The sequence below is a fragment of the Pseudochrobactrum algeriensis genome, assembly GCF_018436245.1.
Lineage (GTDB): Bacteria > Pseudomonadota > Alphaproteobacteria > Rhizobiales > Rhizobiaceae > Pseudochrobactrum > Pseudochrobactrum saccharolyticum.
The window spans coordinates 1995269-2008908 of record NZ_CP075361.1; the positions used below are offsets into that span (position 1 = coordinate 1995269).

Here is a 13640-nt window from a genome sequence, read left to right on the forward strand (position 1 = left end):
CGCACCTGTTTTTCAACAAAGCATCTCTGCTTTGATTTTAAGTAGATACTCAGGCGTTTCAGGATTTCAGGGCAGAAAATAAAAACGGCCGCCCGGTGAACCCCTGAGCGACCTGAATGACACTTATGCAAATGTCTGCGTTGGCCGCTAGAAGCGAGCCCACCACCAAATAAGAGATGCAAAAGTAAAATTAGTCATGCGCTATTTTTAGCTCTGTTTTTCAGACCTTGCAAGCTCTTCTGTTCCAGCACTTTGCGGAAAAGATATTATTGCGCAGAATAAATATATACATCTTAAAATTGCATTTTAAATTTCATTCGAATAAACGCCGATCAAGCCCATTCAACACACAACATGAGCCCGCACAATGAGTCACCGCTGTGCAAATACTCAAACGCTCACACCCTTTTCACCACATCAAACCTCTGAGAACTGCCTCATCCGATGAAGAACACATTTTCATATAACAGTACAATAACAGAAGCTTATATCAAGCCATCAATCAAAAACTTCCAAAAGAAAACCCGGATCAGCAAAAAGATCCGGGTTAAAATGTCCGATATGCGAACTGTCAGGCAGGCGATCATATGGGGAAGATTTGCCCGTCCCGCTTTTCAAAAGCAATTAATTTCAAAAAAATATTATGCTCAGATCTAAAATAACTAAGTGAAGTATGCTTTTCAGTACAAGATCAAAACTACCTCAGGTTGTATTTTTCGTCAACGGAATTCTGTGCAAAACAGCAAATAAAAAATCGCCCGCCACATTTTATGCGGCGGGCGATTCTTTTTCGATAAAACGCAACATATTGCCCTGATTGAGGGCAATCGCGTTGGCTATATTATTCGCCCATCGCGATCAGCGAAGCGTTACCACCGGCTGCTGCGGTGTTAACCGATACGACCTGCTCCAGCGCAAAGCGCAGCAGATAGTTCGGGCCACCAGCCTTAGGGCCGGTGCCGGACAGTCCGGAACCGCCGAATGGCTGCGTACCGACAACCGCACCGATTGTGTTACGGTTGATATAGATATTACCCACATCCAGACGCTCAACCGCACGGGCCACAACCGCTTCAATACGGCTATGGAGACCAAAGGTCAGACCGAAGCCCGAATTGGCAACCTGATCGAGAACATTATCAAGTTCAGATGCTTTCCAGCGCACGACATGGAGAACCGGACCAAACACTTCGCGTGTCAGTTCCGATGCATCTTTCAGTTCAATGATATGCGGTGCAAAGAAATGACCTGCCTGCAATTCACCTTCCGGTGTCACGCCAACCTTGGTCACCTTGGCTTTGCCCTTCATCTGCTCAACATAGTCGTTCAGCATGGCCTGCTGTTCACGATCAATGATCGGGCCGATATCTGTGGTTTCCAGAGCCGGATTGCCGAGATGCATTTCACGGGCTGCACCTTCGATCATCTTCAGCATGCCGTCAGCAACATCTTCCTGAAGATAGACAATACGCAGAGCCGAACAACGCTGGCCGGCAGAACGGAATGCCGACATAACAACATCATCAGCAACCTGCTCAGGCAGAGCAGTCGCATCAACGATCATGGCGTTCAGACCACCGGTTTCAGCGATCAGCGGCACAATCGGGCCCTTCTTGGCCGCCAATGTACGGTTGATTGCCCATGCTGTATCGGTCGAACCGGTGAAGCACACACCGTCAATGCGGGCATGCGATGTCAGAGCAGCACCAACGGAACCGTCACCCGGCAGATAAATCACTGCATCCTGCGGCACACCGGCTTCGTGAAGCAACTTGATTGCTTCATAGGCGATCAGCGGGGTCTGTTCCGCAGGCTTGGCAACAACCGCATTACCGGCAGCAAGCGCAGCGGTCACCTGACCAAGGAAGATTGCCAGCGGGAAGTTCCACGGGCTGATACAAACGAACACACCGCGACCGCGATAACGCAGACGGTTATCTTCACCTGTAGGGCCAGGCATAATGGTTTCATTGGCAAAATGACGACGGGCTTCCGCAGCGTAATAACGGCAAAAATCAACTGCTTCACGAATTTCGGCAATACCGTCATCCATTGTCTTACCGGCTTCACGCGACAGAAGATCGATGAAACGGTCGCGGTTCTTTTCCAGAAGATCACCGGCACGTTCCAGCGCTGTTGCGCGGTCTTCAACGCTCATGCGCGACCAGCCGGCGAAGCCTTTACGTGCAACTTCAACAGCTTTTGCAGCATCTTCAGCAGTTGCTTCGGCAACTGTACCCACCTGAGAACCGTCTACCGGCGACAATACAGGCTGACCGGAGCCTTTTTTAGCAAAACCGGCAAATAATGGCACTGCATCAACATTCGCCCGCGCCTTAACGATCCCGTCCATAAAAGTCCCCAATACTAGTCTGTCACCAAATTCAAGTCCGGCAGAGTTGCGACGCTGCCCGTACATATCTTTAGGATACGGAATATTTGCATTCCGCATGCCTCTGCCATCATTCAAAATTTCAACCGGACGCTTCAGCAGGCTTGCAACCGGTACATTTTCATCGCCCACAACGGAAACAAACGACGAGTTTGCACCATTTTCCAGCAGGCGACGCACCAGATAAGCCAGCAGGTCGCGATAGCCGCCAACAGGCGCATAAACGCGGCAGGCAATCTTTTCACCGGCTTCTGTCACCTGTTTGAACAAGCTTTCACCCATGCCATGCAGGCGCTGGAACTCGAAACCGCTCTTATCATTTCCGGCCATTTCCAGAATCATCGCCACTGTCAGGGCGTTATGTCCGGCAAATTGCGGGAAAATATGTTTACGCTGATCCAGCATATAGCGGGCGCAGGCAATATAAGACGCATCGGTTGCAGCTTTGCGGGTGAAGACCGGATAGTCTTCCAGACCGCGTTCCTGCGTACGCTTCACCTCTGTATCCCAGTAAGCGCCCTTCACCAGACGCACCATCATGCGCTGTCCGGTCTTTTCGCACAGGGAAACAATATGCTGGATCACCGGCAAAGCGCGCTTCTGATAAGCCTGAATCGCCAGACCAAAACCATCCCAGCCAGCCAGTGACGGATCAGCGAAAACGCGGTCGATCAAATCAAGCGACAGTTCCAGACGGTCTGCTTCTTCCGCATCAATGGTGAAGTTCAGATCATAGGATTTGGCTTTCTGAGCCAGCGCCAGCACATCCGGCACCAGTTCACGCATCACCTGCGCATGATGGGTTGCCAGATAACGCGGATGCAGCGCCGAGAGCTTGACCGAAATACCCATGCGATCCGGCAGTTTCCCATTGCCGGCAGCTTTGCCGATTTCATCAATCGCATCGGAATAGGATTTATAATAGCGCTTGGCATCTTCTGCCGTGCGGGCACCTTCACCCAGCATATCGAAAGAATGGCGATAGCCTTTTTTCTCAGCGACTTTGGCGCGCTTCAATGCATCGTGAATATTTTCACCCAGCACGAAATGCGAACCGAGAAAGCGCATTGCCTGTTTGGTGGCTGTGCGAACTGTCGGCAAGCCCATACGCTTAACCAGCGAAGACAGAACGCCTTCCGGTGTTTCGCCCGGACGGATAACTTTTGCCGCCAGACCCAGGCCCCATGCGGAAGCGGATACAAACCATGTATCACCCTGCGCACGATGCTCAGACCAGTTGCCCTGTTTCAGCTTATCTTCTATCAGCTTGTCCTGTGTCGCACTGTCCGGCACGCGCAGAAGCGCTTCGGCCAGCACCATCAGCGCCAGACCTTCACGGGTGGACAGGCCATATTCACGCAGGAAGTCTTCAACACCGCCAATCCCTTTGGACTGCTTGCGGATATTGGTGATGAATTCCGAAGCCCGCGCATCAATGCGGCGGTTGGCGGCATCATCAAATGTTACGCTGGCCAGCAATGCACTGACCAGCTCATGGTCATCCGGCGCATAAGGCGCGGTAAAAGGCGGCAGTGGCAGGGTTGTATTCTGAGCCTTTTCAGAAACAACCTGAGGGGCGTTTGAAAGGGCTGTATTGGGCAGTGTCATAAAAAGGCTCCTGTAGAGTCTTGCGACGGGTTTTTAACTGTATATTTTATCTCATATAGTTTATCTCACTAATTAAAGTGCCTTATTCGGTGGATATCACTGCAAAAATCGGAATTTTAGCTAAAATGAAGCAAATTGACGCTATGGACAAAAAGATCCTCCGTGCATTGCAGGAGGACGGCAAGCTGACCAATGCCGAACTGGCCGAGAAAATCAGCCTGTCACAGACCGCAACGGCCGAGCGGGTCAAGCGTTTAACCCGCGATGGTTATGTGCTGGGCTATACGGCAAAGCTCTCACCGAAAATGCTCAACCGCTCCATGTTGGTATTCGTGGAAATCAAGCTCGACCGCACGACACCGGAAGTTTTTGAAACCTTTGCCGAGGCCACAAAAAACAATCCGGTGGTGATGGAATGCCATATGGTGGCAGGCGGTTTTGACTATCTGGTGAAAGCGCGCGTGGCTGATATGGAACAATATCGCCGCTTTCTGGCAGACTCCCTGCTCTCGCTGCCAGGTGTTCGTGAAACCCATACCTATCCGGTGATGGAGGAGGTTAAAGAAACCTCGGCAATCGGGATTTAAAAGCGTAAGCCTTTGCGTGAATCTATTTCTTCACGCAAAGGCGTAAAATATTGTTTTAAAATAATAAACTATGCAACGCGCTGATCCCAAGACTCGAACGGATCGTAAAGCGACGCCCATTCATCGGGCACAAAATTATCGGCTTCAACCAGACAATTATCCAGCGCAGTTCGTATTGCCCCCTCATCCATCGCGGCAGTACCAATAAAAACCAGTTCCTGCCTCCGGTCACCCCAGAACGGATCAAGATAAGGCTGCATAGACTGACGCCAGCCCTCATCTTCCGGCCAGTATTGCTTCGGGATAGACGCCCACCACAATCCGCGCTTGCCGGTGCGCAATAATGCCCCCGCCTGACTAAGCTCACCCACATAGCGCGGGCGGGTGGCCAGCCAGAAAAACCCCTTCGAGCGGATCAGCCCTGCCCAGCTTTGCTGAATGAAGTCATGGAGTTTAGCCGGATCAAACGGGCGGCGTTCACGATAGACAAAAGAACGGATGCCATATTCCTCAGTCTCCGGCACATGATCTTTAAAACCATAGAGTTCTTTAAACCATAACGGATGTTGCTCGGCCTTTTCAAAACTGAAGCGACCGGTATTCATGATCTTCGCCAAAGGCACTTTGCCGAAGTCAGCGTCGACCACATCGCAGTCCGGATTGAGTGCGCGGATAATTTTATAAATATCCTGTCTTTGCGCAGGCGAAACTTCGCTGATCTTGTTCAGCACCACGACATCGGCAAACTCGATCTGTTCCACCAGCAAATCCACAATACCGCGCTCATCGCCCTCACCGGCTGTCTCGCCACGATCACTCAGAAAATCCTGCGATGCATAATCACGCAACAGATTAGCACTGTCGACAACCGTAACCATCGTGTCCAGCCGCGCAATATCAGACAGGCTGAAACCTTCCTCATCGCGAAACTCAAAAGTCGAAGCCACCGGCAACGGCTCGGAAATACCGGTTGATTCAATCAGCAGATAATCAAACCGCCCCTGTTTTGCGAGCTGCGTCACCTCCTGCAAAAGATCATCGCGCAAAGTGCAGCAGATACAGCCATTGGTCAGCTCAACCAGTTGCTCCTGTGTGCGGGACAGATTGGCGCCACCATCACGCAGCAAAGCCGCATCAATATTCACTTCACTCATATCATTCACGATCAGGGCAACACGTACCTCTTCACGATTGTTCAGAATATGGTTGAGCAAAGTGGTTTTTCCGGCGCCCAAAAAACCGGACAAAACCGTGACAGGTAAACGTTGTTCCATTTCATCTCCTGAATATCGCCATGTTACGGGTCATGCGCGCTTCAGCACACAGTCCGTCATTATCGGAAAGGCGATATTGATATGTTATAATATAACGCATCACAAGAGATTTTACGCTATTGCGACCTGATTACACAGATTGAAGGCTTAAATATAAAAACGGCGGCTGATGCGAATGAATCTCTTCATGCATAAGCCGCCATAAATATTTGTAATTCAAAAGATTTTTAACTTCAGCAAACAGGGTTGCTAAAATTACAGGTCCATTTCCAGAATGGCCATGGAGAAGTTGTAGGACAGTTCGCCCTCATCTTCATCCTTATAGATGATGCCCAGAAACTCATCATCCATATAGACTTCGCAGGAGTCATCCTTACGCGGACGCGCCTTAACAGTCAGGTTCTGATTATCAAAAGTCCGCTTGAAATAGGCGTCCAGTTTCTTGATTTCTTCGGGTTTCAAACGGATTCTCCTGTTTCATTTTACGGGGCTGTCTCATGCGCCCCTGTGCCCGATATGTAAAGGGGCAACATGTCGCTTTATCCTAAAACTATACACGCTTTTTCTTAGCGTACATTTATTCTTACACACGCTTTATCTGATCGGAGCAGGATAAGAAATCAGTCCGGCGAACTGATTTCCCTGCGCAGGCGCTTACACTTTTCGGGGCGTGCTTTTATTCAGCAGCATTAATCAGCTGATCCATCGCGCGCGAAGGCTCAGCACAATCGCAACTGCCAATCACTTTCGCCGGAACACCGGCGACCGTCACATTATCCGGCACGGCTTTAACCACCACAGAACCGGCAGCAATTTTTGAGCATTCACCGATAGTGATATTGCCAAGAATTTTTGCCCCCGCGCCGATCAGCACACCACGGCCGATTTTCGGATGACGATCACCGCCAGCTTTACCGGTCCCACCCAGTGTTACCTCATGCAGGATCGACACATCATCGCCGACCACCGCAGTTTCACCGACAACCACGCCGGTCGCATGATCGAGAAAAATACCGCTGCCGAATTTCGCCGCCGGATGAATATCGGTCTGGAAAATCGATGAAGAGCGGCTCTGCAGATAATAGGCGAAATCCTTGCGTCCTTCTTTCCACAGCCAATGCGCTAAGCGGTGGGTCTGGATGGCATGGAAGCCCTTCATATAAAGCAGAGGATCAAGAAAACGGTTTGCCGCAGGATCACGGTCATAAACCGCCTGCAAATCAATGCGCAAAGTCTGCGACCATTCCGGCGAGGCTTTGCTCATCGTTACAAAAGTCTGGCGCAGCAGATCAGCAGCCACATCGGCATGACCGAGACGCTCGGAAATGCGATGCATAACCACATCTTCCAGACTGCCTTGATTAAGCACTGTGGAATACAAAAACGCCGCCAGCAACGGCTCTTTCACGGCTGCAGCTTCGGCCTCAGCACGCACGGAATACCAGATCGGATCCATATGATCGACGACCTTGCTCACCGGAACAGAACCATGTGCGGCCATTGCATCACTCCTGGCTTTACAGCATTCACTTATTCTTCAATCACCGGAAACCGCCAAATGCTTTGAAATGGCTGGAAAATCTTACCGGAAACCAAATATTTCCGATTATTTTCGCCAGTCCTTCACATTGCTGCTTCCGGCATTTATCTGGGCGAGTTTAAACCGCATTACAAGAGATGAAAATCCCTCTGCTGCTATTGCGGTAAAATTACCTGAGCGGATCGTCACATTTTCATAGAAAACCTGTCCGGCAGCACTCAGCCAATCGGATGCGCCTTCAGAAACTCCAGCACAGCCTGCTTGTAAACTTTATCTCCGACCGCCAGCATATGATCGCGGTCAGGAATATCAACAGCCGTTGCATGCGGCATCAGATCGGCCAGATCCTGCGCATCACCCGCAATATCATCCTTCGTGCCGACAGCAACCAGTGCAGGCTGGCTGATCATCGCCACTGCCTGTGCGGGAATAAGCTCTTTGGAGGTGATAACACAGGCCGCAAGCGCAAAACGGTCGCTCTTTGTCTGATCCGCGAATTTACGGAACATCAGACCGCGCGGATGGGTGATACTGTCCACATCCTCCGACAACAGCGCATCATAAATCGGATCCCAGTCACCGGCACCGGTGACCATACCAATGCCTAAGCCTCCGAATACCAGACTATGCACCCGTGACGGGTGTTCCAGCGCCGCAAAAGCACTGATCCGCGCGCCCATGGAATAACCCATAACATGGGCTTTATCGATATTCAGATGATCCAGCAGGGCAACAGCATCAGCCGCCATTAATGACGGGTAGTAGAGTTCACGGTCATGCGGCTTGTCAGAACGGCCATGGCCGCGATTATCAATTGCAATCGCGCGGTAACCGGCATCGGTCAGTGTTTTAATCCAGCCCGGATTGAGCCAGTTCACCATACCGGAAGATGCGAAACCATGGATCAATAAAACCGGCTCACCTTGTCCTTCATCACGATAAGCCAGCTTTAATCCGTCATGTTCAAAATAACGGACTTCATTCACATTCACGACCATAGTTCACTTCCGAGATTTATCTTCCGCCCTGTTTAGCGCAACAGGACTCAAATTCATTGACATTGCCCGCATATTATCCGGTGCTTGACTGTATCACCAGCCTTGATGCCAAGTTTAGCGGCAATGCCTGCATTCACTTCTATGACAAAAGCCACCGGCTCACCGGAAGCAACAATATCTTTTGAAAAGGGCACCGTATTTTCAGCAACCCGCGCGATTGATCCGTCATTACGGACAAACAACATATCCAGCGGCAGCGGCGTATTGGCCATCCACATCATCACCGGACGCTCTTCACCGAAAACAAAGATCATCGCACGGTCAGCCGGAAAATCCTTACGATACATCAGTCCCGCACTGCGTTTCTGATCCGTATCGGCAATTTCCAGCCCGAAACTTTTCTCTCCCGATGCAGTCTGTATTTTCAAAGCCTGCGCATCCAAAGGAACGCGCATCGGCTCTTCCTGCGCTGCTACCGCAAAACTGCCACCCAAAAGCGCGGCCACAAATACCAAATAAGCAAACCACTGTTTCATCGGGCAAACCATACTTCAAAACATGTTTGAGAGAAAATATACGTGCAGACCATTATAGCAAATATAAAAAAACCGGTCAGAGACCGGCTTTAATGCGGATTAGTAAAAGGCGAACCAATATCCGGATGAATTTCTGCCGCCATCAGCCCTTTATCACCATGACCGAACCGCACCAGAACCACCTGTCCCGGACGCAGTTCCATCATACCGAAGCGACGCAGCGTTTCCATATGAACAAAAATATCTTCCGTTCCCTCACCGCGACTTAAAAAGCCAAAACCTTTGGTACGGTTGAACCATTTGACAATTGCCCGCTCCAGCCCGCTCGACGGCGTAACCACAACATGGGTACGTGCAGGCGGCAGAGTTGAAGGATGCGCAACATCGGAAAGGTCGAGAGACAAAACGCGGAAACATTGCCAGCCGCGTTCACCGCGGCGAATTTCGCAAACAACACGCGCACCTTCCTGCGCGGTCTGAAAACCGTCACGGCGCAATGTCGTCACATGAACAAGAATATCACCGTAGCCGTCCTGATCGGGAACGACAAAACCATAGCCCTTCGCGACGTCGAACCATTTAATGACGCCGGAAATCTCGACAATATCGGTTGCATCCTCAGCGGAGTTGGTACCATCCATAAACTCATGGGACAAAGACTTGTCAGTCATGGCACGCTCCTCCTTTCATCTGCCGGGCAAATCAGGTTGATTCTCATCTTCAAGATAACACTTCCTTAACCGTATCCGGCAAGAGCAAACTTTCAATATTCCTGTTTCGATCACAGACTTTATGAGCAGCCATGCTAAAACAGCGGTGAACTATTTCAAATCTGCCCTGTTTTAAATATGACACCTGCTAAAACAGACAGGATCAAACAGGGTAAAACAGGAGGCAAACATGCGCTATTTGCACACCATGATCCGTATTCGTGACATTGATGAGTCACTGGATTTTTTTGTTGGAAAATTCGGACTGGTGGAAACACGCCGCACGGAAAGTGAACAAGGGCGCTTCACTTTGATCTTCCTCAGCGCGTCGAAAGATCAGGAAAATGCAGAAAATTCCCGCGCACCGGAGCTGGAACTGACCTATAACTGGGATGCGGAAACCTATAGCGGCGGGCGCAATTTCGGCCATCTTGCCTATGAGGTCGATAATATTTATGACTTCTGCCAAAACCTGAAAGACAAAGGCGTTGTCATTAACCGTCCGCCGCGCGACGGCCGCATGGCTTTTGTGAAATCACCGGACGGTATTTCTATTGAAATTCTGCAAAAAGGCGAAAAACTTGCACCGCAGGAGCCATGGGCATCTATGGAGAATACCGGTAGCTGGTGAGCAGAACTCAGCAATTTGGTTAGAGTCTGAATCAAAAAGCGGCTGCCATTTGCAGCCCAATCTACTGAGCTAAATCAGGCGACTTTTGGATCAGACACTATTGGCGCGAGAGATCGACTTTCGCCGCATCCACGATGCGGATCTGCGTTGAAACAGAGCCATTCCAGTGATTGAGTGATAAATGGCCGGCGACATGTACCATGTGTCCGGCCTGATCGAACAGGAAACGCCCAAGATCACTGTCAGCAGCACGGAAGGCAATACCGTCGACACGTTTGCCGTCCAGCCCTTTCAGAGCAACCTTCACATGATCGCGCCCGACAACACGCACATCAGCGATTGTATGGTTTGGCAGTGCCAGCAGCGGCTGCACATGACCGGCACCATAAGGCCCTGCTTTTTCCAAAGCATTATACAGTGCAACAGTGGCGCCGGTGGCTGAAACCGCACCATCAATCGCCAGACTTTGTTCAGCGCGCAATTCATCCACCTGCTCGGCAGCCTGTTCTTCAAAAAATGCCCGCAAAGCACCGAGTTTGGATTTCTCCACAGTGATACCGGCCGCCATAGCGTGTCCGCCACCTTTGACCAACAAGCCCTGTTCAACGGCTTTGCGCACCAGCTTACCCAGATCAAAACCGCTGATCGAACGCCCGGAACCGGTGCCCATGCCATTACCGTTAAAGGCAATGGCAAAAGTCGGGCGTTTAGCCTTATCTTTCAGACGGGAAGCCAGCAGACCAACAATACCCGGATGCCAGTCTTCATTCGCAGTAACCAAGACCGCAGGCCCTGACTTGCCGGAAAGCTCAGCAAAAGCTTCCGCCTCTGCCTGCTGCAACATCACTGCTTCCATCGCCTGACGCTCGGCATTCAATCTGTCCAGCTCTTCGGCGATGGTATTGGCTTCAACAGGGTCATCCAGTGTCAGCAAACGACTGCCCAGAGCAGCATTACCGATACGCCCTCCTGCATTAATGCGGGGACCAATGAGAAAACCAAAATGGAAACTATTGAGCGGTTCACCGATACGCGAAACCCGCGCCAAAGCCGCCAAACCTGCATTGCTCTGATTGCGGGCAGCAAGCAAGCCTTTGACAACAAAGGCACGATTCACACCGATCAGCGGCACCACATCACAAACTGTGGCCAAGCCGACCAGATCGAGATAGCCCAGTAAATCCGGCACACCATTTGCTGCTTTGATACCGCGCTCACGTAATTCCCGTGCCAATTGCACCAAAGTCATAAAGACAACACCGGCGGCGCAGAGATGCCCCTGCCCTGAAATGTCATCCTCACGGTTCGGGTTAACAATCGCGGCGGCATCTTCCGGCAAGGCACCGCCAAGCTGATGGTGGTCGAGAACCACAACATCGGCACCGGCCTCTTTCGCAGCGGTAATCGACACGGCACTATTGGTACCGCAGTCCACAGTCACGATCAGAGACGCACCTTTGGCAACCAGCTCGCGCATGGCATCGGGATTTGGACCATAGCCTTCAAAAATACGATCCGGAATATAAATGACATTCCTGATGTCATAGGCATTGAGAAAGCGGGACAGCAGCGCCGATGAACAGGCACCATCGACGTCATAATCACCAAAGATTGCAACATTCTCACGGCGCTGAATAGCATCGGCAATACGCACGGCAGCCTGTTTCATATCCGTTAAAGTCAGCGGATCAGGCATCAGGGAGCGGATGCTCGGATTGAGAAATTCTTCGGCAGCTTCAAGGCCAACGCCACGACCGGCCATAACGCGGGAAACCAGATCGGGAATGCCGTAATTCTGGGCGATAGCGAGGGCGGTATTGGCTTCCCGCAGACCTAAACGATCAACCCATTTCATGCCCGTTGCAGAAGAACGTATTCCGAGAAACAAACGCTCATTCATATCCACGCGGGCAACTCCTGTTTTTACAAACAACAAAGGCGACATTTTTCAATGTCGCCTTATAGCAGAATTTAATTGTGGTGCCACTCTCGTAGCTGTTCTTGTAGCGCCGAGGCTAAAAATCATCAGGTTGCGGTGAAAATGGTGATTTCGAGAACCGGAGCGGAGCGTACTTATAGTACGTGAGCACCGGAAGCACAGAAATCGCCATTTGCAGACCAAGCTGGCGATTTTTACTTTACGCGAACTTGGAGAGGTCCTGGTGCCGCGCTTTAATCTCACGCACAGTCTGTGACTGAGCACGCATGACGATAGTGTGGGTCTGGATGTAGTCGCGGGCAAATTTAACGCCGGAGAGCATGTTGCCGTCGGTTACACCGGTGGCTGCAAACAGCACGTCGCCTTTAGCCATTTCTTCCATCAAGTAAACTTTGTTCGGGTCTGTTACGCCCATTTTCAGAGCGCGGGCGATCTGGTCATCAGAATTGAACTGCAGACGACCCTGCATCTGGCCGCCGATGCAGCGCAGAGCTGCAGCTGCCAGAACGCCTTCAGGCGCGCCGCCAATGCCGAGATAGATATCAATGCCGGTTTCATCCGGATTGGTGGTGTGCATAACACCGGCAACGTCACCATCACCGATCAGACGGATTGCAGCACCGGTTGCGCGGACTTCTTCGATCAGGCGTGCGTGACGCGGACGATCCATAATGCAGGCAGTGATTTCGTTGACTTTAACGCCTTTGGCTTTTGCCAGTGCGTTCAGGTTTTCAGTGGCGGAGGCGTCAATATCTACAACGCCGCGCGGATAGCCCGGACCAACAGCGATTTTCTGCATGTAAACGTCCGGTGCGTAAAGCAGATTGCCTTTTTCAGCAATCGCTACAACAGCCAGCGAGTTTGGCAGGTTTTTGGCGCAGATGGTGGTACCTTCCAGCGGGTCGAGCGCGATGTCGACTTCAGGGCCGTTGCGGGTGCCAACTTCTTCACCGATATAGAGCATCGGGGCTTCGTCGCGTTCACCTTCACCGATAACAACAGTACCGGAGATCGGCAGGCGGTTCAGCTCTTTACGCATTGCGTCAACAGCAACCTGATCCGCAGCTTTTTCATCACCGCGGCCACGCAGACGGGCAGCAGCCACAGCGGCGCGCTCGGTCACGCGAACCAGCTCGAGTGTCAGAATACGGTCGAGACCCTGCGGGGTCTGATCTGCAGAATTGGCCATTTAAACAGTCCTAAATTCGTTATCGAAAGATATGCCTGCAATCCGGAATAGTATCGCTGCGCAACGGATACAAAACTGCTGTAGCCGATTATGATGACAGGGGATTGTCAGACATGGTCGCCATCTTTTGGCAAAGTCGGGCTCTCCCTGCAAGGGATAAAGCGCGGGGAGAAAAAGTAAATCGATTATACTCGGTTGAAAAACCATCACATTTGAAAACGAGTGATACCGGCAGT

At 51.1% G+C, this 13640-nt stretch carries 11 protein-coding genes; 2 read left to right on the plus strand and 9 right to left on the minus strand.

Annotation, left to right across the window (positions count from 1 at the left end):
• Positions 1-841: 841 nt before the first annotated feature.
• Positions 842-4000: a bifunctional proline dehydrogenase/L-glutamate gamma-semialdehyde dehydrogenase PutA gene (gene putA, locus KHQ09_RS11405; protein WP_213598311.1), complete on the minus strand. Its 3159-nt coding sequence runs from the start codon at positions 3998-4000 to the stop codon at positions 842-844.
• Between the two features lie 125 nt (positions 4001-4125).
• Here putA and KHQ09_RS11410 point away from each other — a divergent pair, with 125 nt between their 5' ends.
• Entirely contained in the window at positions 4126-4587 is a 462-nt protein-coding gene (locus KHQ09_RS11410) for an Lrp/AsnC ligand binding domain-containing protein (RefSeq protein ID WP_075656316.1), read from the plus strand.
• 68 nt (positions 4588-4655) lie between these two features.
• Here KHQ09_RS11410 and zigA read toward each other — a convergent pair whose 3' ends face one another.
• From zigA to KHQ09_RS11440, 6 genes are all read right to left on the minus strand, one after another.
• The gene (gene zigA / locus KHQ09_RS11415; protein ID WP_213598313.1) at positions 4656-5861 is read right to left on the minus strand and encodes a zinc metallochaperone GTPase ZigA; all 1206 of its coding nucleotides are present in this window, start codon (positions 5859-5861) and stop codon (positions 4656-4658) included.
• A 255-nt stretch (positions 5862-6116) separates the two neighbouring features.
• Positions 6117-6323 carry a DUF3126 family protein gene (locus KHQ09_RS11420; RefSeq protein ID WP_022710917.1) on the minus strand — a complete coding sequence of 69 codons (207 nt, stop codon included), beginning with the start codon at positions 6321-6323 and terminating at the stop codon, positions 6117-6119.
• A gap of 214 nt (positions 6324-6537) precedes the next feature.
• On the minus strand, positions 6538-7362 hold the full coding sequence (gene cysE / locus KHQ09_RS11425; RefSeq protein ID WP_213598315.1) for a serine O-acetyltransferase: 825 nt from the start codon (positions 7360-7362) through the stop codon (positions 6538-6540).
• Positions 7363-7619: 257 nt separating this feature from the next.
• Positions 7620-8399 carry an alpha/beta fold hydrolase gene (locus KHQ09_RS11430; RefSeq protein WP_420801444.1) on the minus strand — a complete coding sequence of 260 codons (780 nt, stop codon included), beginning with the start codon at positions 8397-8399 and terminating at the stop codon, positions 7620-7622.
• A 53-nt stretch (positions 8400-8452) separates the two neighbouring features.
• Positions 8453-8935: a DUF192 domain-containing protein gene (locus KHQ09_RS11435; protein WP_213598317.1), complete on the minus strand. Its 483-nt coding sequence runs from the start codon at positions 8933-8935 to the stop codon at positions 8453-8455.
• An 89-nt stretch (positions 8936-9024) separates the two neighbouring features.
• Positions 9025-9606, minus strand: a complete 582-nt coding sequence (locus KHQ09_RS11440) for a cold-shock protein (protein WP_022710913.1) — start codon at positions 9604-9606, stop codon at positions 9025-9027.
• A 229-nt stretch (positions 9607-9835) separates the two neighbouring features.
• Here KHQ09_RS11440 and KHQ09_RS11445 point away from each other — a divergent pair, with 229 nt between their 5' ends.
• On the plus strand, positions 9836-10276 hold the full coding sequence (locus KHQ09_RS11445; RefSeq protein ID WP_213598319.1) for a VOC family protein: 441 nt from the start codon (positions 9836-9838) through the stop codon (positions 10274-10276).
• Positions 10277-10373: 97 nt separating this feature from the next.
• On the opposite strand, the gene recJ is transcribed toward KHQ09_RS11445, so the two are convergent.
• Together recJ and glpX are read right to left on the minus strand one after the other, a co-directional pair.
• Positions 10374-12176, minus strand: coding sequence for a single-stranded-DNA-specific exonuclease RecJ (gene recJ, locus KHQ09_RS11450; RefSeq protein WP_213599958.1), 1803 nt, complete (start codon positions 12174-12176; stop codon positions 10374-10376).
• Between the two features lie 238 nt (positions 12177-12414).
• Positions 12415-13404: a class II fructose-bisphosphatase gene (gene glpX / locus KHQ09_RS11455; RefSeq protein WP_022710910.1), complete on the minus strand. Its 990-nt coding sequence runs from the start codon at positions 13402-13404 to the stop codon at positions 12415-12417.
• Positions 13405-13640: the final 236 nt, after the last annotated feature.